General features: G+C 58.8%; 14 protein-coding genes and 1 pseudogene. 11 read left to right on the top strand and 4 right to left on the bottom strand.

The window, feature by feature from the left end; genetic code table 11:
* The first annotated feature begins 5 nt into the window (after positions 1-5).
* From J7E41_RS23090 to J7E41_RS23080, 3 genes are all read left to right on the top strand, one after another.
* Positions 6-1,475 carry a type I restriction-modification system subunit M gene (locus tag J7E41_RS23090; RefSeq protein ID WP_214996537.1) on the top strand — a complete coding sequence of 490 codons (1,470 nt, stop codon included), beginning with the start codon at positions 6-8 and terminating at the stop codon, positions 1,473-1,475.
* Positions 1,472-3,838 (top strand): restriction endonuclease subunit S, encoded by a 2,367-nt coding sequence (locus J7E41_RS23085; RefSeq protein ID WP_214996535.1) that lies wholly within the window; start codon positions 1,472-1,474, stop codon positions 3,836-3,838. Before J7E41_RS23090 ends, J7E41_RS23085 begins: the two co-directional genes overlap by 4 nt.
* A 297-nt stretch (positions 3,839-4,135) precedes the next feature.
* Positions 4,136-5,044 carry a LysR family transcriptional regulator gene (locus J7E41_RS23080; protein WP_214996533.1) on the top strand — a complete coding sequence of 303 codons (909 nt, stop codon included), beginning with the start codon at positions 4,136-4,138 and terminating at the stop codon, positions 5,042-5,044.
* A gap of 23 nt (positions 5,045-5,067) precedes the next feature.
* On the opposite strand, the gene J7E41_RS23075 is transcribed toward J7E41_RS23080, so the two are convergent.
* Positions 5,068-6,009: a cupin gene (locus tag J7E41_RS23075; protein ID WP_214996531.1), complete on the bottom strand. Its 942-nt coding sequence runs from the start codon at positions 6,007-6,009 to the stop codon at positions 5,068-5,070.
* A 116-nt stretch (positions 6,010-6,125) separates the two neighbouring features.
* Positions 6,126-7,603, bottom strand: a pseudogene (locus J7E41_RS23070) (PLP-dependent aminotransferase family protein).
* On the opposite strand from J7E41_RS23070, the gene J7E41_RS23065 reads away from it, so the two are divergent.
* From J7E41_RS23065 to J7E41_RS23055, 3 genes are all read left to right on the top strand, one after another.
* Positions 7,604-9,361, top strand: coding sequence for a M24 family metallopeptidase (locus J7E41_RS23065; RefSeq protein ID WP_214996666.1), 1,758 nt, complete (start codon positions 7,604-7,606; stop codon positions 9,359-9,361).
* Between the two features lie 138 nt (positions 9,362-9,499).
* Entirely contained in the window at positions 9,500-10,522 is a 1,023-nt protein-coding gene (locus J7E41_RS23060) for a hypothetical protein (RefSeq protein ID WP_214996529.1), read from the top strand.
* Positions 10,523-10,782: 260 nt separating this feature from the next.
* A complete protein-coding gene (locus tag J7E41_RS23055; protein WP_214996527.1) occupies positions 10,783-12,240 on the top strand; it encodes an ArnT family glycosyltransferase in 1,458 nt (485 codons plus the stop codon).
* A gap of 38 nt (positions 12,241-12,278) precedes the next feature.
* Here J7E41_RS23055 and J7E41_RS23050 read toward each other — a convergent pair whose 3' ends face one another.
* Positions 12,279-12,614 carry a hypothetical protein gene (locus J7E41_RS23050; protein ID WP_214996525.1) on the bottom strand — a complete coding sequence of 112 codons (336 nt, stop codon included), beginning with the start codon at positions 12,612-12,614 and terminating at the stop codon, positions 12,279-12,281.
* A gap of 86 nt (positions 12,615-12,700) precedes the next feature.
* On the bottom strand, positions 12,701-13,897 hold the full coding sequence (locus J7E41_RS23045) for an OprD family porin (RefSeq protein ID WP_214996664.1): 1,197 nt from the start codon (positions 13,895-13,897) through the stop codon (positions 12,701-12,703).
* Positions 13,898-14,106: 209 nt separating this feature from the next.
* Here J7E41_RS23045 and J7E41_RS23040 point away from each other — a divergent pair, with 209 nt between their 5' ends.
* From J7E41_RS23040 to J7E41_RS28580, 5 genes are all read left to right on the top strand, one after another.
* The gene (locus J7E41_RS23040; protein WP_214996522.1) at positions 14,107-15,024 is read left to right on the top strand and encodes a LysR family transcriptional regulator; all 918 of its coding nucleotides are present in this window, start codon (positions 14,107-14,109) and stop codon (positions 15,022-15,024) included.
* A 112-nt stretch (positions 15,025-15,136) separates the two neighbouring features.
* Positions 15,137-16,576 carry a YfcC family protein gene (locus J7E41_RS23035; protein ID WP_214996520.1) on the top strand — a complete coding sequence of 480 codons (1,440 nt, stop codon included), beginning with the start codon at positions 15,137-15,139 and terminating at the stop codon, positions 16,574-16,576.
* Between the two features lie 34 nt (positions 16,577-16,610).
* Positions 16,611-18,446: a CocE/NonD family hydrolase gene (locus J7E41_RS23030; protein WP_214996519.1), complete on the top strand. Its 1,836-nt coding sequence runs from the start codon at positions 16,611-16,613 to the stop codon at positions 18,444-18,446.
* 176 nt (positions 18,447-18,622) lie between these two features.
* Positions 18,623-20,017 (top strand): methyl-accepting chemotaxis protein, encoded by a 1,395-nt coding sequence (locus tag J7E41_RS23025; RefSeq protein ID WP_435304138.1) that lies wholly within the window; start codon positions 18,623-18,625, stop codon positions 20,015-20,017.
* Entirely contained in the window at positions 19,912-20,520 is a 609-nt protein-coding gene (locus J7E41_RS28580) for a methyl-accepting chemotaxis protein (protein ID WP_435304137.1), read from the top strand. The genes J7E41_RS23025 and J7E41_RS28580 overlap by 106 nt, the downstream gene beginning before the upstream one ends.
* The last annotated feature ends 47 nt before the right edge of the window (positions 20,521-20,567 follow it).

The raw sequence follows: 20,567 nt of genomic DNA, 5'->3' as shown, positions 1-20,567 counted from the left end.
ACTTCATGTCCATTAGCTCCACCATCAAGTCCATTCAGGACATCATGCGCAAAGACGTTGGCGTAGACGGCGACGCTCAGCGTATCGGCCAACTGGTTTGGCTGCTGTTCCTGAAGATCTTCGATGACCGCGAGCTGGAATGGGAACTGATGGACGACAACTACCGCTCGCCCATTCCCGACAGTTGCCGCTGGCGCACCTGGGCCGCCAATCCGGAAGGTATGACCGGAGATGCGCTCAAGGACTTTATCGACAACAACCTGTTCCCCCAGTTGCAGAACCTGCACGAGTACAGCAACACACCACCGGCCTTTGTGGTGCGCAGCGTGTTTGAAGACGCCTACAACTACATGAAATCCGGCCAGTTGCTGCGCCAGGTGATCAACAAAATTCAGGAAGGCGTGGACTTCAACAAGGCCCAGGAGCGCCACGAGTTCGGCAACCTCTATGAGCAGCTGCTACGAGACCTACAGAACGCGGGTAATGCTGGCGAGTTCTACACACCGCGCCCAGTCACCGAGTTTATGGTGCGTATGGTCGATCCGAAGCTGGACGAAAAAGTGATGGACCCGGCCTGCGGCACGGGTGGATTCCTGACCTGCGCCATCGAACACAAACGCAGCCGTTATGTAAAAACCACCGAAGACGAACGCACCTTGCAAGCCAGCATCTTTGGCGTGGAGAAAAAGCCGCTGCCGCACCTGCTGGCTACCACTAACATGATCCTGCACGGTATTGAGGTGCCTAATCAGATTCGCCACGACAACACTCTACGCAAACCGCTGATTAGTTGGGGCCCGAGCGAGCGCGTGCATTGCATCGTTGCCAACCCGCCGTTCGGCGGCATGGAAGAAGATGGCATTGAAAACAACTTCCCCGCGGCCTTCCGCACCCGCGAAACTGCCGACCTGTTTCTCGTGCTAATCATGCAGTTGCTCAAAGACGGTGGCCGCGCCGCCGTGGTGCTGCCCGATGGCTTTCTGTTTGGCGAAGGCATCAAAAACCGCATCAAGGAAAAGCTGCTCACCGAGTGCAACCTGCACACCATCGTTCGCTTGCCCAACGGCGTGTTCAACCCCTACACCGGTATCAAGACCAACCTGCTGTTCTTCACCAAAGGCACACCGACCAAACAGGTGTGGTTCTACGAGCACCAGTACCCGGCCGGCGTTAAGAACTACTCCAAGACCCGCCCCATGCGAATCGAAGAATTCGCCGTGGAAGAGGCCTGGTGGGGCAGCGAGGCCGATGGTTTTGCGGCACGGGTGGAGAACGAGTTTGCCTGGAAGGTCCGCGTCGAAGACCTACAAGCCCGCAACTGGAACTTGGACTGCAAAAACCCGCATATCGGCGAAAAGATCAGCCATGACCCGAATGAACTGCTGCGTAACTACGCCAGCCTGCAAGGCGAAATCAAAGATCTGCGCGACCAGCTTAAAGCGGTGTTAGCTGAAGCCTTGGAGCGTGATGTATGACTGCGCTGCTGACCGATAACCTGCAGCTACTGGCCGGTGCGCCCAATGGCATCAAAAAGCTGCGTGAACTGATTCTAGAGCTGGCGGTGCGTGGCAAGTTGGTGCCGCAAGATCCCAGCGACGAACCGGCCAGCGAGTTGCTGAAGCGGATTGCTGAGGAAAAGGTGAGGTTGGTAGATGAGGGCAAGATCAGGAAACAGAAGCCGTTGGCGAAAATTGGCGAGGAAGAAAAACCTTTTGAGCTACCAGCAAACTGGAGGTGGGGTCGGCTCGGTAGTCAGGTAATCGAAAGTAGCGCAGGCTGGAGCCCTAGTTGCGATCCTAGACCAAGGGAATCCAATGAGTGGGGTGTCCTCAAGGTCAGTGCTGTTTCGTGGGGCGTTTACCAACCCGAGGAGAATAAAGCGCTTCCTGCAAGCTTGGAGGCCCGTCCCGAGCATGAAGTCACCGAAGGCGACTTTCTGGTCTCTCGTGCAAATACGGCGGAGCTTGTGGCCCGAAGTGTTGTCGTCGAGACAACACCGGCTCACTTGATGCTTAGCGACAAAATCGTTCGACTAAAACTGACCTCGCTATGTGAACGACGCTATGTGAACTTGGCAAACAGCGCACCATTGGCCCGCGACTATTACAGCCGGGTAGCAGGCGGTACCAGCAGCTCAATGAAGAATGTCTCGCGAGAGCAGATTCTCAACTTGCCGCTTGCGCTACCGCCACTCGCCGAGCAACACCGCATTGTCGCCAAAGTCGATGAGCTGATGGCCTTGTGCGACCGCCTGGAAGCTCAGCAGACTGGCTCCGAAATCGCTCACACCCAACTGGTGCACGCGCTGCTAGGTAGCCTGACCAAAATCAGTGACGCCACCGAATTCGCCACCAACTGGGATTGCCTGACCGAACACTTCCACACCCTGTTCACCACCGAACCCAGTATCGACGCACTCAAACAAGCCCTGCTGCAGCTGGCCGTTATGGGCAAACTGGTGCCGCAAGATCCCAACGATGAACCTGCCAGCGATCTGCTCACGCGAATTGCAGCTAAAAAGCAGCGGCTTATGGCGGAAGGCAAACTGAAAAAGCAAAAGCCTCCGACTGCAATTGCAGCGGGTGAAAAGCTTTTTGAATTGCCCACGGGGTGGCAATGGGCGCGCCTACTTGACTGTGCCCTGTTGATTACAGATGGAGAGCACTTAACACCGCAGCGGACAAGTGACAGTACTCAGATTCCGTTGGTTACAGCGAAGAATGTTCGTGATGGCTTTATGGATTATGGAAATACCGATTATGTAGAGCGCAGCATTGCTGAAAAATGCTGGGGCCGCTGTAAGCCCGAAGTAGGCGACATCATGATGGTTTCAGTTGGTGCGACCTTAGGCCGCTTAACTGTTATTAAAGAAAACATGGATATGGTCATCGTGCGAAGCGTCACGCTGATTAGGCCATTGTTTGTTGATGCCGATTTTCTGGCACTGATGATCCGATCTCCCCAATTGCAAAGCGCCATATGGGCAGGGGTTAAGCAGAGTGCGCAGCCCGGCTTATATCTGGCTCAGTCGTCTTCGCTTTTGATGGCTGTGCCGCCCCTGGCAGAACAACACCGCATCGTCGCCAAGATCGATCAGCTAATGGCACTCTGCAACCAACTCAAAACCCGCCTAATCCAGGCCCGCCAACTAAACGAACAACTGACCGAAACGCTGATCGAGCGCGCCCTTTTCAAAGATGGCCAGTCGCCCCTTATTACCACAGATCAAAAAGCCACTCGCACCCTACTCGCCGCCGAAGTCGCTCACAGGCTTCACGCCCAGCGCACCTTCGGCCAGCGTAAGCTGCAGAAGGTAGTTTACCTGGCCGAGCATGCGGCCAGGCTCAAGGCGATTCAGGGCAGCTATCTGCGCAACGTAGCCGGCCCCCATGATCGCCAACTGATGAACCAGGTCGAATCGGGGCTGCAAAACAACCAGTGGTATGAGCGCATCGCGCGAGAGACTAAGGGCCATGCCTACCGCCCACTTTCCAAAGCTGGGCAACATCGGCAGGCATATAGCACCGCTTGGTCAGCCACTGAGCGAGCCACCATTGAGCAAGTCATCGAGCTGATGCGGGACTGGGATACGGATCGTTGCGAAATGACTGTGACACTTTATGCCGTCTGGAACGACTTTATTCTCGAAGGCCATCCGGTTTCCGATGAAGCCATCGTGGACGAAGTCATACATAGCTGGAACGACACCAAGCTGCGCTTTGGCAAAACTGAATGGTTGGCGGTACTCGCAGAGATGAAGAAGCACAAAATCCTAGTACCCACTGGTTTTGGCAAACGCACCACTGGCGGCATGCTCAGTTTGCCCGGTTTCGAGTAAACAGAAATTGCTTTCGGCCTTCATCAAAAAGATACGGATACGATGCATTGTGCTCGACCCAGCTCCTCGCGGTATTCCATTTGGTATTCCAAAGCTTTTTACGAACTAACATTATTTAGTTAAATCAAACACCTAACAATCCAATTCAACTTACCCCGGCACGATTCATAAGACGTCCCAGAACGTCTTTTTTATGCCTGAAATCCCCCTGCCCCACCACATAGACAATCCCCCCGCCTTATCTCATCATCCCTAACCACCCCAAGTCCCCCGCCCTTCCCCCCCGCGAGGCCCACCATGGACTACCTTGCTGCATTAACCGCCTTCATCGAGGCCGCCGACAGCAACAACTTCTCCCGTGCCGCTGATCGCCTGAACATCAAGGCCTCCACCGTCTCCCGCTACATCAAAGAACTTGAACAAGACCTCGGCATTGCTCTGTTCAACCGTTCCACCCGCGCGTTGCACCTGACCGAAGGCGGTGAGACGTTCCTGCTCCACGCCCGTGAGGTGTTGAAGCAACTTGAGCGCGCAAAAGCCGCGACCTCGGCCCTGAACCAGCACCCACGCGGGGTGTTGAAGTTGAATGTGCCTCCGGCCTTCTGTCGCCATCATCTGATGCCAAGATTCAAAGGCTTCCTCGAGCGTTTCCCGGAGATCAAACTCGAAGTCACTCTGGAGAACGCCCAGGTCAATCTCATCCATGAAGGCGTCGATCTGGCGATCCGAATTAGCACGCTGGCCGACTCCACGCTCAAGGCGCGCAAGCTGGCGGATGAAACCTTGAAGGTGTGCGTCAGCCCGGCGTTTGCGGCCCTGCATGAGCAGCCTTCAACACCCGAAGATTTGATTCGTTATCCCGCCATTTTGGGCGCTCATTTGTCAGACGAAATCACGCTGTTTGCCAATGACCACGCCGTGCCGATATCGCTGTCGGGAAGCTTGCGGCTCAATGATCTGGATGCGCAGCTCATCGCGGCCAAAGACGGGCTGGGTATCGCGCTGTTGCCGGACTGGTTGGTGGCGAAAAGTCTGGAGCAGGGAGACCTGCAGGTTTGGCTGCCGCAATGGCGCGCTCAGTCCACGGAGCAGCGCTCTGCCATCTGGTTTGTCTACCCACCCAAGCGCGTCGTCTCTTCAAAGGTGCGTTGTTTTATCGACTTCATCGTGAGTCAGATTGGCGACCCGCCCTACTGGAAAACCTGAGGCAACGTCGCCGCATCGCCCAGTCAGCTGAAGCGGATGTCCAACGAACGCAGATGGGTTTGCAAGCCTGCGTCCTGGATCGGAATCAAGAAGGCTTCGCGATCCGATTCGTTAAAGTGTGCGTGCCAATACCCAGGCGGCGTCACGAAGGCCAGGCCTGGGCTCCAATCGACTCGAACGGGGTTGTGAATCTGCCCGTCAGCCGCAAGCTCGGTGCCCACCAGGGAATAGCAGCCGTCGGGGCAATCGATGATGAAGTCCAGGGCGATGGATTGGTGCCGGTGCGGTTTCTGAATGGAGCCCGCCGGCAGGATGCCGTACATCGCCCATAAAACATGGGTCACGGTTCGGGTTTGAGGGAAGTTGCGGTTGGCCAGCAGGATGCTGATGCGGCTGCGGTCCTGGGCACGCGGGTCCTCTGCGGCTTCCCGCAGTTTTGCATTTGCGACCTCGGCGGGGTAAAGGGTCGGGGCGAAGCGATCGACCGTGGGGGTCACGCCCAGGAACCGCAGCAACGGCTCGTCATGGACGTAATACAGACGCGTGTCTTCGGTCGCAGTGAGCACCACCGCATCAAGACCTGGCAGTGCCATGAAGCATCCTTTGGCCCATTCGAAGGTGTGCCTGCCTTGAACGAGGCCACCGCTGCCGGCGATGACATACAGCACCTGGGACGTGGCATTCGGCTCAAGCCTCAGGCTATCTCCGGCATTCAGCCGGATGAAGTTGGCACAGAGGCCAGGCCCCGTGGCGGGCCCTTCACAACCCAGCGACTCGCTGAGGTCAAGGGGAACAAGCCTGGACTCACCCGAGTTGTAAAGCGAGGCAGGAAAGCTGTGATAAGGAATGCGGGTGATCAGGTTGGCACTTATCGGGTTCGCCGCCTTGCTGTATTCGAAATACTCCGCTTCGCGCTCATGGGCAGGCAACTCGGTGCTGATGCTGGTTTTGAGTCGGGTATTCATAAGCTCCACCTTGATGTGCGCTTGATGGCTGCGCGGGTGGAATGACTATAGGAACCCCTCACACCGGGAGTAAGTGCTCAACCGGCACAGCAGTTGTGTCTAAAAGGGCAGCGATTTTAGTGAGGCTGATTCGCCGCCCGCACCAACCGTCGCGCAGCCTCGCGAAGTTCCTCCCGGTTCAACGAAGCAAACCCCAGTCGCAACGCGTTCTCCCCTTCATCCACAGGAGAAAACAGTCGGCCACTGCGCACCACCAACCCGTGTTCCAGGGCTCTTTGCACCAGTTGATCAACGTCGATCCCAGCCTCAAACCGCACCCAAAGCGCCAACCCGCCTTCCGGCTCGCGAACTGAAATCCGCTCCCCAAACCCCTCCAGCAAGCACTCTTGCAGCGTTTCCCGGCGCAGGCGATATTCCTTCGTCACGCGCCGCAGGTGTTTCTTCAGTTCACCGTTATTGATCAGGTCCGCCAGCATCTGCTGCGTGACGGCGTCCCCTTGCCCCAGGACCAGCGCAGCGTTGCGGTTGAGTATTTCGATCACATCGGTAGGCGCGACCACGTAACTGCAGCGGTACGTCGACCCCAGCGATTTGGACAGTGAGCCGATATAGATCACATGCCGCTGCGTGCTGTCGCTGGCGAGGGGGGCATAGGGCCGGCCGTCGAAGTGATATTCATGGTCGTAGTCTTCCTCGATCACGCAAAAATCATGCTGCCTGGCCAGTGCCAACAATTGTTGCCGGCGTTCGGCGTGCAAGCTGACGGTGGTCGGAAACTGATGGTGGGGGGTGACATAGATCATCCGGACGTTGTGGAGTCGGCACAGCTCGTCGATGTGATCGACCCGGCAGCCTTCGCTGTCCATGTCCACGGTCACGAGGCGAGCGCCCAATTTGCGGAATATCTCCCACGCCGGTGGATAACTCAGGCGCTCTACCAGCACCACGTCACCGGGTTTGAGCAGCGCACTGGCGGTCAGGTACAGCGACATCTGGACGCCCTGAGTCAGGCAAATGTGTTCGGCACTCACGGCCAGGCTGCGATTGTTGCGGAGCATTTCGGCCAGGGCTTTGCGCAATTCATAACTGGTGCCCTCGCTACCGTGGCGCACGGTATTGGAGGCAAAACTGCTGCGCAGGGCTCTGCGATAGTAGCGATGCAACAGGGCTTGGGGCAGTAAACGGTGGTCACAGGCGCCGTTATCGAAGAACAGGACCTCGGGCCGATGTTGCAAGGCCGTCATCTGGTCGTTTTGGGCAAAGTACGCAACGGCAGGTTGTGCCTGGAGTTCCAACGCGAAGGACTGCGGTTCACTTCGGGCAGTGGGAGCGGTTGCCAACTGCGTGCTGACGAAAGTGCCCCGACGCTGTTCGCTGACCAGCCAGCCCTTGGTGATGGCTTCTTCATAGGCGAGGATCACGGTCTTGCGGTTGACGTCGAGCAACCGCGCCATTTCCCGGGTCCCGGGCAGAAGCGTCCCGGGCGACCGTCAATAATCGCGCTCACCAGCCCTTCAACGATCTTGCGATAAGAGGCTTGAGACTCAACCCCATCCAGCTTGAGCAGGAGTTGCCATTTGCGCATCTGGACCATCTGAAATATCCAAAACTGGAGGTTCTAATGGTCCTAAGTCTAGCGCAACAATCAGCCCTCACTCACCCCGAGGTCGTTATGAACACACGCCATGTCATTGAATTGTCGCCCTCGGGCAAAACCTTCGAGGCCGGTGAAGAGTTGCTGCTCGACGCCATGCTCGCCAGCGGGCTGTCAGTGCCGTTCTCGTGCCGTCGGGGTGCTTGTGGTTCGTGCAAGGTCAAAGTCATGGGCGGGCAATACCGTGACAAGGTTCTTCTGGCGGGCGCTCCAGCCCCTTCTTATCCCCTCGCCGAGGATGAATTGCTGCTGTGCCAGAGCCATGCCTGCGCCGATATGCGCCTGGAAATCCCCGGGTGGTCGCTGGACACACCGACGCTGGAAGTCACCGCACACGTGTTGAGTAAACGCGCACTGAGCGTTGATATCACCGAACTGGTGCTCAAGCCCGACAGCCTGGAGACGCTTGAAGTGCGCGCCGGTCAATACGTCAAGTTTCGCCTCGATGAGGGCGACAGTCGCTGCTTCTCGATTGCCAATCTGCCGGCACAGGATCACGGCCAGTTGGTTTTTCATATTCGCCGGGTCAGCGGCGGGCTGTTCTCCGAGCGCAGGCTGGCGACACTGGAGGCGGGCGATACGCTCACGCTGGAGGGCCCGTTCGGCGCGTGTACCTGGCAGCACGATGATGATCTCTCGGTCGTGCTGTTCGCCACCGGAACCGGCTATGCCGGCGTCAAGCCGCTGCTGCTGAGCGCGCTGGCGCGCAATGCCGAGGTGACGTTGTATTGGGGCGGCTCATGGCCGGCAGATTTTTACGACCGCGACTTCCTCGACCAGGCCATCACCGCGCACCCGCGTTTTTCCTGGCACGCAGTTTTGTCTTCAGAAGCCCAGGTGCAGCAGGTTGCGCTTGGGCACAAGCATCGTTGGGCGGATGCCCAGGTCTACGCCTGCGGGAACAGCTCAATGATCCGCAATGTCCGCGAGCAATGCGTCGCGGCGGGCCTGTCGGCTCACCGTTTTGTCGCGGAGGCCTTTGTGCCCAGTGGCCTGTCGCAACCCGCGTCGGGAGCCAAACCACTGGATCCGGTCTGGGAAAAAGTCGGCCCGCGCTATTCACTGGACGGCATGTTGGCGGCCCGCGAGCAGTCGGTACGCGCCTTGACGTCGATTGCCAGTCAACTGCGCGTCGGGATGACCACGGCCGAAGCCATCGATATGGCCAATCAACAGTTACAGATCATGGGTGCATCCCACACATGGCATCCGACCTATATCCGGTTTGGCGAAGACACCATTCGCACGCCACGCCAGGGTATTGACCTGCAGCGCACGTTACGCGCGACCGATATTGCGGTGGTCGATCTCGGCCCGGTGTGGGACGGTTACGAAGGCGACTATGGCGACACCTTCGTATTTGGCGAGCACTCGCTATACGAGGCGTGCGTCAAAGCGCTGCATGAAGTATTCGATGAAACCCGTGCGGCCTGGCATCGCGGGCTGACGGGTCAGGAGTTGTACGATTTCGCTCAGCACAGCGCGGCCGCAAAAGGTTGGGAGCTGGAGCGCAACCTCGCCGGGCACCGTATCGCCGATTTCCCCCACGCGTTGTTTGGCGATACGAAACTGGCTGAGCTGGAGATCGTACCGAGCGAGATGGTCTGGGTTCTGGAGATCCAGTTGTGTCACCCCACCGAAGCGGTCGGCGCGTTCTTTGAGGATATTTTGATCGCACAAGCCGCTGCGCCCCATTGAAACAGCGTTCCCCAGGCGAACGATCCGGCCGGCGGATCGCTCGTCTTCAATGTAGCTACACTTGCAAACCGTTATAGTTCACGCGGTTCCAGCAGCACCTGAAACCCACACTATCAGACAACCGGAAGTCCGATACCCATGCTTAAGCCCGTCCTGCTTCTGACCCTGGCCACCGTCTCGACCTTCGCCCATGCGCACCTCGCTGGCGTCTGGCAAGGCACACTCGGCAAAACACCGATCACCGCCTGTTTCAACGCTGCTCCCGACACCGGCGGCAGTTACTACTACCAGCGATTCCTCGCACCGATCGAACTGGCTCAAGAAAAGGCCGGTGAACCTTGGGCTGAGGACGGTAAAACCGGGTTCTGGCAGCTGGATGCCCCCCAGGGTGATACGCTGACGGGAACCTGGAGCAAAGCCGCAGGCGGTACGCCGTTACCCTTGACGCTGACGCGGGCTAGCACCGAGGGCTGTGGCAGCGACGCCTATAACGCGCCAATGGAAGCAGCAGCACTCCCCGTCAAAGTGGAGAAAAAAACCTTCGACGAACACCCCTATCAGGTCAAGACCCAAGGCACTCAAGTCACCTTCAAACTGGAGGGTGACAGCCCGGCGATCAAGAAGATCAATCAGCAACTCGCACGCCTGGCCGTCAGCCCTGAGGGCCAGACAGAGTTTTTCAGTGAGCGCCGTAAATACCTGGGCCGTAACGGTTCCGCCAACACCAGCGAAATCACAGTCGAGCCCACGTATTGGTCGTCCCAATGGATCACCGTCAAGTTCTACCGCTGGACCGCAGGCTTCGGTCGCAACGGCATCAGTTGGGGCCTGCACACCTGGAACCTGCAAACCGGTGAGAGCGTAGATCCCTGGACCTGGCTTGGCGGTCGCCAGGAATGGTATGACCCCTACTCCGGCGAAGTGAAACTGTCCCCCAAGTTCAGTGCCTGGCTGGAAAAGCAAACCACCGTGGATGAAGGCTGCCCGGCGGTCACCAGTTACTCGGCCTTTGACCTGAGCTTCAACACCCAAGGCCTGCAACTCTCGACGCCTGCCACCGGGGATGGTTGCGACAATGAGCTGAGTTTCACCTGGGACCAACTGGCGCCGGTGCTGTCGGCACAAGGCAAGACGGCGTTGCCCAGCCTGAAGTTGCCTTAGCCACTAGGCAAACGAAGGCAATCCCGTGGTGGGTCAGGCAACATCAATGTTTGTAGTACCGACGCCATCGCAGGCAAGCCAGCTCCCACGTTTGATCTTCGCTGTATTGAGGCTCTGCCTTCGCTTAACTGATCGGCATGAAGGCCAACCTCACAAAAACCCATCACTCATTCACGAATTGTTAAGAATCGCCCTCGTATACTCACCGACTGCCCGGACCGCTCCCCCGAACGATCCCTTGCCCACGGTGGCCTGAATCCATGACGCGCTCTGCTCCGCTGCTGCTCCTGCTCGCTGCCCTGCTGTTTTTCTTCGCCCTCGGCAATCACGAGTTGCAAGGCTCGACCGAAGCCCGGGTGGCTGGGATTGCCATGGCCATGCACCTAGATAACGACTGGGTCGTGCCTCGGCTGTTTCGGGAGCCCTTTCTGGAAAAACCACCCTTGAGCCTGTGGATCGACGCCGGGGCGATTCGTCTGTTTGGTGGCACCACCTGGGCGGTACGCCTGGCGTCGGCGTTTTCTGGGTTGTTCAGCGTGATGCTGCTGTACGGAATGTTGCGCAAGTTTGGTCGGCCAAAAACCCTGGCCTTTGTCGCAGGACTGATGCTGGCGACCATGGGCAGCTACTGGAGCAATGTGCGTGGGGTCGGCGAAGATGCGCTGCTCAGCCTGGGCGTGACCATGGCCCTGCTGGCGTTTTATCAGGCCAATCGCCCCGAGTCTGAACGCTCCACGTCCAACCTCGGCACCTGGCTGCTGTTTACCCTCGGGATGTTGATTGCCACGCTGAGCAAGGGCGTACTGGGCCTGGCGATGCCTGGCATTGTGATCTTTGCCTACCTGGCCTGTACCAGCCTGATGGAGAAACGCGTCAAGCTTGGCGACTGGATTCGCCCAGGCCTGTTCACGCTGCTGGCCTTGGTGCCCTTGATGATCTGGCTGGGTTTTCTGTTTCAGCGTGACGGCATGCAGGCGGTTCGCGAGGTGCTGTTGACCAACAGTGTCGGACGCTTCAACGGCTCCTTCGTCGAAGCCGGTCACTACGAGCCGTTCTACTACTACATCGCCAAATTGCCCGAAGCATTTTTGCCCTGGAACATCCTGGTGTACCTGGGGTTGTGGCACTTTCGTAAAAGCTTGATGCGCAACCGTTACCGGCTGTTCTTCAGTGTCTGGCTGGTAGCGCAGTTCACCCTGCTGACATTAGCGTCGAGCAAGCGCACGGTGTACCTGATGTCGCTGACACCCGCCGCCGCTGTGCTCGCGGCAGAATATGGCGCGGTACTGCTGGAGTGGCTGAAAGGCCGCACACAAACTTCGCACTTCGCCAAACACGTCTACGGCCATCGTTGGGGACTGATGGGAGGCTTGTTCACCTTCGTGATTGCCTGCTACCTGATCGCTGCGTTCTGGTTTGCGCCAAAGGCCGATGTACGCCAATCGTTCGTGCCGGTGATCAGCCAGATCCAGGAACTGCAGGCAGAGGGTAAAGAGGTGGCGTTGTATCAGCCGAACGAGCGGATAGCGGGCGCAGGCGTGTTTTACATGCAAGCGTACTTGCCGATCCTGCAGACGGAGCCGGAGCTCAAAAGCTACCTCGCCGCCAAGCCGGGCAACATCGCCCTGGTGGACAATACCGAACGCCTGGGCGTACCGGTAAAAGTGGTCAAGGAGATGGCGGTGAACCGTCAGCCTTATTTCCTTGTCGAGCAGTGATCACAGAGGAGCGCTTGAACAAGCGCTCCTTCACGCCCTTACTGAGCGGTTTTCAGCTTGACCACGTCACCTGACACCTTGGTGGTGTAGCCGGTCAGAACCCACGCCCAGAACCAGTTTTCCTGGATTTGGGTGTTGATCATGGCGTCGCCGCCCTTGGCCTGGATGGCAGCGGTTTGAGCGCGCACAAAACGGCTGTTCTGCTTGATCGGGATAACACCCAGCAGCAGTAAACCGGTGGCCGTTGCTTCACTGTGGCCAATCACCGTGTATTGGCTCGAATCCAGTTGCTGGGTCTTCATCGCGGTACCGGTGCAGCCACTGACAGCCAGGGCCAACAACAGGGATGCAGCGATTTTACTGACGTGGTTCAAGGTAAAACTCCATGGATAAAAGCCCGGGACTCAGTTCTCGGGCGGGCGGTACTCTAACGGCATTGCCTGCCGATGAGAACAGTTCTCTACCATAGCGCCAGATCGTACGTCAGGTAAAACCGCCAGTTATCCCGATCACTGACATAGGTTGAACGGTATGTCGCCTTGCGCAGCTCAACGCCCAGGCCTTTGAAAGTACTGTCCTGAATCACATAACGCAGGTTGGTATCGGACTCCCACTCGCGCGCCTCGCGGCCCTTGAAATCGCCGTTCTGGCCCTTGTAGTAACGGGTCATGAAGCTCAGCCCCGGTAACACCGCAGCAAAGTCATAGTCGTAACGCAGCATCCAGGTCTGCTCACCGGCCTGGATGAATTTACCGACACCGGCATTGCTGAAGGAGTACACCGTCGACACACTGGTGTACGGCAACGGGGTAGTACCTGTGACTTTCTGATAACCGACGCCTAGCGCCTGCGCGCCCAACCGATAGGTGAACAGGCCGCTGAACATATCGCTGTCGACCCTGCCATTACGCGCTTCGCCTGCGTCACTGCTGATGAAATAGCGCAAGTCGCTACTCAGGCTGCCACTGCCCACTGGCTGCTTATGCACCAACCCGAAAAATTGCTGGCGATAGAACTCACGCATTTCACCGTAGTACCACGTACCGCTGAGTGTCGGCGTAAAGGCATAGGTGGCACCGGCAAAATCGAAGTCGCTACCCTGCTTACCGGTATAGCCCTGGGGATAAATATCCACGCTGTCGGTGGAATTGCGCTGCTTGAATTTATCCAGGTGCCCGGTGTGCAGGTACAGATTACGGATACCGGTGTACTCGACTTGAGTCCCTTGAAAGGTTTGCGGCAACAGCCGGCCATCGTTGTGCACCAGCACCGGGATTTTTGGCAGCAACGTGCCGGTTTTTACCACGGCGTCACCGATGCGCATCTTCGCCGTAACGCCCAGGCTTGAGTATTCGCTGGCCGCACGACCATCGTCGTGAACCGGCAGCAACCCGGTGCCGGAGTGGGTACGGCTGGAGTCGAGCCGAATCCCCGACAGCCCCAATGCATCAAGGCCAAATCCCACCGTGCCCTCGGTATAACCCGATTGCAGGTTGAGCAAAAAACCTTGGGCCCACTCTTTGCGATCCTCGCCACCGTCGCGATAGTCGTCGTTGAAGTAGTAATTGCGCAGGGTCAACCTGCCGTGGGAGTCCTCCCAGAACCCCTGGGCCATCAACTGCGATGACAGGCCTGCCAGCAAGCCCGCAGACACCATTCCTCCCTTCGTGATCAGCTCACGCATAAATTTTTCCCCAATGCCGTATTGTCGATTTTATGGGCAGTTGCACCGTGCGACAGGCTGGACGCCATGTCGCATTGCGGCGGACACTAACGGCTCATCGAACACCCGACAACGTTATGCGTGAAGCGCATCAGGCTATGCGCAAAGCACCTTGCGCCGCCGCAACCGACAGGAACATCACGGTGAATCTCAAGCAGCTAGAAGCTTTCAAGGCGATCATGTCCACCGGCTCGACCATCGGCGCAGCGACCCGCATGGGCCTGTCGCAATCAGCGGTCAGCCGCCTGCTGAGCCAGCTGGAAGACACCTTGGGCTTTGCCCTGTTCCTGCGGAAAAAGGGCCGGTTGATGGCCACCCCGGAAGCTGAAGAACTGCTCACCGAAGTCGCCGGGCTGGTGGACGGTATGCAGCGCATCCAGCGCCTGGCCGATGAAATGCGCGTGGGCCGTTCACGCAAGAGCCTGCTCAAGGTCGGGGTGCCCACCAGCATGACCCAAGAGCTGCTGCCACGCATTGTTGCCGAGTTTCTCAAGGACCGTGAGGACATCGTCGTCGAGTTGCTGACCGGCTCCTATGACATGATCGAACGGGCCGTGCTGGATCGTTCTGCCGACCTGGGTTTTGTGCGGCTGCCCACCGAGATTCCCGATTTCGACATTGAGCCCGTGTTGCAAACCGAAGGCGTGTGCGTGATGCCCGCAGACCATCCGCTAAGCCGCCACGCGTTTATCGAGGTTCAGCATTTGCGGGACGTTCCGTTGGTCATGCTGGGGCGGCAACGGGCGCTGCGCGCGGAGTTGAACCAGATCTTGCGCGCCGCCAACCTGACGCCGCAGGTGCGGGTTGAGGTGCATTCGGTAGGCGCGGCGTGCAGCTTTGTCGCCGAAGGCCTGGGGGTGTCTATCGTCAATGGTTTGCTGGCCAGTCACTTTCTGCATTTGCCGATTGTCATCCGTCCTTTCCGACCGGCGTTGCCCTATGCGTTTGGCTTGGCATTTCGCGCCGATGAGCCGCGCTCGCAGGTGGTGACGGCCTTTGCCGAACACCTCAAACAGCGGCTGGCCGCACAAAACGCATACCCCAACCCACCCCACGCATAACGTTGTGGCCGGAAAAATTTTGCCCTAGTGTCCGCCCCACAAGCGTCACTACCCACAACAATAACAGCGTGTTGACCCTGCCCAGACAGGGCACGCGCCCGGGGCAGCCAGCATGACCGAACCGCAGATTATCCGTACCCAACCACCCGCCGAAACATCGGTGGACAAGCCCGTACAGCGCAAACAAATCAACCCGGCAATCATCCTGCTGAGCATCGTCTTGCTCGCGGTCGCCTTCACCTACGCGGTGAACTCGGGCAAGTTCCAACGCCAGAATGGCCTGGTGGTTCCCGGCTCCTATCAGGTACTGGAAAAACAGGACTCCCTCAGCCAACTGTTCTCCCTGGCGCCGCGCAAAACCGACGATAGCGTGGCCCGTCCGGTGTCGCTGATAGAAGGCTTCATGGCCATTCCCCAAGGCATCGAGAAACGTGCAGCGCTGATTTTCATGGTGCTGTTCATTGGCGGCATGTTCGGCGTACTGAACAAGGCCGGGGTGATTGATGCCGGGCTGGAACGTCTGCTCGGGCTGACCCGGGGCAATATCTATGTGCTGGTGCCCAGCCTGATGCTGGTGTTCTCCGCCGGCAGCACCTTCATGGGCCTGGCCAAGGAATTCATCCTGATCGTGCCGTTGATGGTCGCAATGGCCAACCGCTTGGGCCTGTCGAACCTGATCGGCCTGGCCATCGTCACCATCTCGGTGAAGATTGGTTACCTGGCGTCAATCTCCAACCCGGTGGCGCTTTCAGTGGCCCAGCCGATGGTCGGGCTGCCGATTTTCAGCGGCTTGAGCATGCGCGTCCTCGCCTATTGCACCTTCTTGCTGGTGGGCATTGCGTTCGTCTTGTGGAGCATTCGCAAGCACGGTTTTGACGCCAGCGCGCAAATCACGTTTGAACGCAAGCCGCTGCCGCTGCGCCACCTATTGAACCTGGTGCTGCTGGGTGTCGGCATTGGCTTCCTGGTCTATGCCTCCAACCGTTGGGAGTGGAAATACCACGAGCTATCGGCGTTCTACCTGCTGCTGACCGTGGCCTTCAGTGTGATCGCCGGGCTCGGCGCCAGCGTCGCTGCCAGCGCCTTTGTCGACGCCATGAAAAAGGTGTTGATCGCCGGCGTCTTGATCGGTTTGGCGACCGCCGTAGAGATAATCCTCAGTACCGGACAGGTGCTGGACACCATCGTCAACAGCCTGGCCAACCTGGTGGGCGATCACGGGCCGGTCGTCTCGGCTTACGGCATGTTCTTCGCACAATTGGGGCTCGATGTGTTGATCCCGTCCACCTCGGGCCAGGCGGCGGTGACCATGCCGATCTTCGGCCCGCTGGGGCAGTTGTCCGGCGTCAGCCCACAAACCACGGTGTTCGCGTTCCTGATGGGTAACGGCCTGACCAACATGATCACCCCAACGTCCAGCGGCCTGCTGGTATTGCTGGCGACCGCGCAAGTGGGCTGGGGCCAGTGGGCCCGTTACATCCTGCCGCTGTTCTTGATCTATGCGGCACTGGCGATGGTGCTGTTGGCCATAGCAGTAGCGATCGGGTACTGAGTCGATGACTGTTTTTCAAGGAAGTGTTTCCCCCATGCAGATGCTGTACAACCAGATGATTCCGATGCGTGATGGCGTCCACCTGGCTACCGATATCTACTTGCCGCAGGGTCTGGAAGGGCCCTTCCCGGTAGTGATCGAACGTACCCCCTACGACAAGAGCAAACCCTCGCGCTCGGAAAAACAGCTCGATGGCCAGCACATTTCTCGTGAGCAAATGGCCGCGCGTTTCACCGCCCAGGGCTTTGTCGCAATCTTCCAGGATTGCCGTGGCCGGTATGGTTCCGAAGGGGTGTTCACCAAGTACACCGCCGAGGGCGAAGACGGCTTCGACACCCTGGCCTGGATCGTTGAACAGTCCTGGTGCAACGGCAACGTCGGCAGCATGGGCCTGTCCTACGCCGCCCACACCCAACTGGCAATGGCCTGCCTGCACCCACCGGGGCTGTGCAGCATGGTGCTGGACAGTGGTGGTTTCGCCAATGCCTACCAGTGCGGGATTCGTCAGGGCGGCGCATTCGAGCTCAAGCAGGCCACATGGGCCTGGCGCCAAGCCAAGGAAAGCCCCGCAGCCCTGGCTGACCCGCTGATCCGTGAAGCGCTGGAGCAAGAGGACATTCACTACTGGTTCAGCCGCATGCCCTGGCAACCCGGTCAATCGCCGCTGCGCCATGTGCCGGAATACGAAGCCTATGTGCTGGACCAGTGGGCCCAGGGTGCATTCGGTTCATATTGGAAGAAACCCGGCATCTACGCCGAAGGTCATTACGAGCATTTACCGGATATTCCAGTGCTGTTCATGTCCAGTTGGTACGACGCCTATGTCAGTTCGACCCTGGCCAACTACGCGGCTTTCCACCATAGCAGTACACGACCTCAACAATTGATCATGGGCCCCTGGCTGCACGGTGACCGCAATATCAGCCACAGTGGCGATGTCGAGTTTGGGCCCAATGCGGCGTTCGACGGTCAGGTCGCCAAGGATTGGCTGAGCTGTCGCCTGGACTGGTTCGAGCAGTCTCTCAAACCCACGTCAAAAATACCGGCGGCGAGTGTGGCCGTGTTCCTGATGGGCGGCGGCAGTGGCGCCAAAGATGAAAATGGCCGCCTGCAACACGGCGGCCGCTGGTTGCACGGCTCGCAGTGGCCACTGCCCGGTAGCCAAACGCTGAGCCTTTATCTGAATGCACAGCGCCAATTGGTCTGCACCGCCCCCGGCGAAGACGATGCCCACTTGGGCTATCACGCCGACCCCGCCGACCCGGTGCCCACCATCGGCGGAGCCCTGACTTCAGGCGCGCCAGTATTTGTCGGCGGTGCCTTCGATCAGCGTGAGCGCCCGGACTTCTTCGGCACCCGTGGCGATAACAGCCCACTGGCCGAACGCAGCGATGTGCTGAGCTTCCAGACCGAACCTCTGAGCGAAGACCTGATCGTCGCGGGCACCGTACAGATTGAACTGTGGATCGACAGTGACGCCCCCGATACCGATTTCACCGCCAAACTGGTGGATGTTTACCCGCCCAGCGCGGATTACCCCGAAGGTTTTGCAATGAACATCACCGATGGCATCCGCCGCTGCCGCTATCGTGATTCCTGGGAGCAGCCTGCGCTGATGAAACCCGGTGAACGGGTCAAGGTGCTGATTGAGCCCTTCTCCACCTGCAATCTATTCAAGCAAGGCCATCGCTTGCGCCTGGACATTGCCAGCGGCAACTTCCCGCACTTTGACGTCAACCCCAACAGCGGCGAAGCCGAAGGCCAGGCCCAACGCCCTCAAGTCGCCTATAACCGGGTGCACCTGAGCCAAGACTTTGCGTCACGGTTGATCCTCAGCGTACTGCCTGCCGGTGCCGTTCCCGATCGCTGATCCCCGCAAGCGCCCACCCTGGGCGCTTGCCACCCACAACCCTTTATCCGCGAATCCAGCCCGCACAAAAAAATCGTTTCAGCTCTCGCCCAGCCTGCCGATACCTCCTGACTATCCATCGGCTGGGCGTTCTTCCAGCAACTGATGTACACGCAATCTGTTCCTGGGGGAATTCGATGAATACTTGGTTCGGCAATATCAGCGTCAACCTGAAACTGGGCCTGGGCTTCGGCCTGGTGCTGCTTCTGACTTCGATCCTGGCCCTCACCGGCTGGACCAGCCTCGGCGGGTTGATCGACCGCAGCAACTGGATGAGCGATATCACTCAGCTCAACGCCTCGCTGACCAAGCTGCGCATTGTTCGCCTGCAATACATGCTGGCCAACGGCGACGAAACCGTCGCACAAAACGTACAGACCAGCCTCGACGGTTTTGTCGCGCAACAGCAAAAACTGCTGACCAGCTTCAAGAGCCCGGAAAACCTCAAGCTGCTCAACGAACAGAAAAACGTCATCACCGCCTACCAGCAGTCCCTGAACAAGATGCGCGAGGCCTACCGTGCCGGCAACACCGCGCGCCAAGCCATGGGTGACCGTGCCGATGCGGCCGGTGCCTTGATTGACGCGCTGGACACCCGCGTACGCCAGATGCCCCTGAGTGATGACCGTTTCGACCAGTTCAAGGCCATCACCGACGCCAAGGACCAGTTCCAACTGGCCCGCTACGACGTGCGTGGCTACACCGCCACCACCAACGCAGACACCGAGGCCCGTGCCATGGCGCAGATCGACGGCGCCGTCAAAGGTGTGAAAGATTTGGCCATGGTATTGGGCTCCACCGAGCAAGCCCAGTTGGGTTCACTGGAAACAGCCCTCGGCGCCTATCGCAGCGCCTTGCAAAGTTACAAAGTGGCCAACGCGAATATCGTCCTGGCGCGTCAGGAAATGACCGTTCAAGGCGCAGACATTCTCGGCATCAGCGACAAGCTGTATGAGATCCAGCTCGAACGCCGTGACCTGGAAAGCACCCAGGCCCGCAGCCTGCAATTGATCAGCACCTTCCTGGCATTGCTGGTGGGCATCATCGCCGCACTGATCATCACCCGTCAGATCACCCGGCCGCTGCGCGACACCCTGGCCGTGGTCGAACGCATTGCCTCCGGGGACTTGAGCCACAACATCCAAGTGACCCGCCGCGACGAACTCGGCGTGTTGCAGCAAGGCATCCAGCGCATGGGCAGCACCCTGCGCGAGTTGATCACCGGTATCCGCGACGGCGTGACCCAGATCGCCAGCGCGGCCGAAGAACTGTCGGCTGTTACCGAACAGACCAGCGCCGGCGTCAACAGCCAGAAGATCGAGACCGATCAAGTGGCCACCGCCATGCACGAGATGACCGCCACCGTGCAGGAGCGTCCCAAGCCGCCTCGGCCGCCGACGGCGAAGCCCGTGCGGGCGACAAGGTCGTGGCTGAAGCCATCGCCCAGATCGAACGCCTGGCCGAGGAAGTGGCACGTTCCACCGACGCCATGGCGTTGCTGCAACAGGAAAGCAGCAAGATCGGCAGCGTGATGGACGTGATCAAGGCGGTGGCCGAACAGACCAACCTGCTGGCCCTCAACGCGGCGATTGAAGCGGCGCGCGCCGGTGAAGCCGGTCGCGGGTTTGCCGTGGTGGCCGACGAAGTACGGGGCTTGACCCAGCGCACGCAGAAATCCACCGAAGAAATCGAAGGCCTGGTGGCCGGTTTGCAAAACGGCACCCAGCAAGTGGCCAATGTGATGAACAACAGCCGCAACCTCACCGACAGCAGCGTCGAACTGACCCGCAAAGCCGGTGTTTCTCTGGAAAACATCACCCGCACGGTGTCGAACATCCAGTCGATGAACCAGCAGATTGCCGCTGCTGCCGAACAGCAAAGCGCCGTGGCCGAGGAAATCAGCCGCAGTATCGTCAATGTGCGTGATGTGTCGGAACAGACCGCAGCGGCCAGTGACGAGACGGCCAAGTCCAGTGTGGAATTGGCGCGGTTGGGCGGGCAGTTGCAGCAGATGGTGAGCCACTTCCGGGTGTAAGTGCGCCTCTTGGAATATGCCCTACTCTATTGTGGCGAGGGGGCTTG

Origin of the sequence: Pseudomonas fluorescens (genome assembly GCF_018614655.1) — a bacterium.
Lineage (GTDB): Bacteria > Pseudomonadota > Gammaproteobacteria > Pseudomonadales > Pseudomonadaceae > Aquipseudomonas > Aquipseudomonas fluorescens_BX.
This window is presented reverse-complemented; position numbering and strand designations above follow the sequence as displayed.

Excerpts from the sequence above, each read along its gene's own strand:
- J7E41_RS23090 (WP_214996537.1), top strand. The coding sequence starts at position 6 with ATGTCCATTAGCTCCACCATCAAGTCCATTCAGGACATCATGCGCAAA.
- J7E41_RS23085 (WP_214996535.1), top strand. The coding sequence starts at position 1,472 with ATGACTGCGCTGCTGACCGATAACCTGCAGCTACTGGCCGGTGCGCCC.
- J7E41_RS23080 (WP_214996533.1), top strand. The coding sequence starts at position 4,136 with ATGGACTACCTTGCTGCATTAACCGCCTTCATCGAGGCCGCCGACAGC.
- J7E41_RS23075 (WP_214996531.1), bottom strand. The coding sequence starts at position 6,009 with ATGAATACCCGACTCAAAACCAGCATCAGCACCGAGTTGCCTGCCCAT.
- J7E41_RS23060 (WP_214996529.1), top strand. The coding sequence starts at position 9,500 with ATGCTTAAGCCCGTCCTGCTTCTGACCCTGGCCACCGTCTCGACCTTC.
- J7E41_RS23055 (WP_214996527.1), top strand. The coding sequence starts at position 10,783 with ATGACGCGCTCTGCTCCGCTGCTGCTCCTGCTCGCTGCCCTGCTGTTT.
- J7E41_RS23045 (WP_214996664.1), bottom strand. The coding sequence starts at position 13,897 with ATGGTGTCTGCGGGCTTGCTGGCAGGCCTGTCATCGCAGTTGATGGCC.
- J7E41_RS23035 (WP_214996520.1), top strand. The coding sequence starts at position 15,137 with ATGACCGAACCGCAGATTATCCGTACCCAACCACCCGCCGAAACATCG.
- J7E41_RS23030 (WP_214996519.1), top strand. The coding sequence starts at position 16,611 with ATGCAGATGCTGTACAACCAGATGATTCCGATGCGTGATGGCGTCCAC.
- J7E41_RS23025 (WP_435304138.1), top strand. The coding sequence starts at position 18,623 with ATGAATACTTGGTTCGGCAATATCAGCGTCAACCTGAAACTGGGCCTG.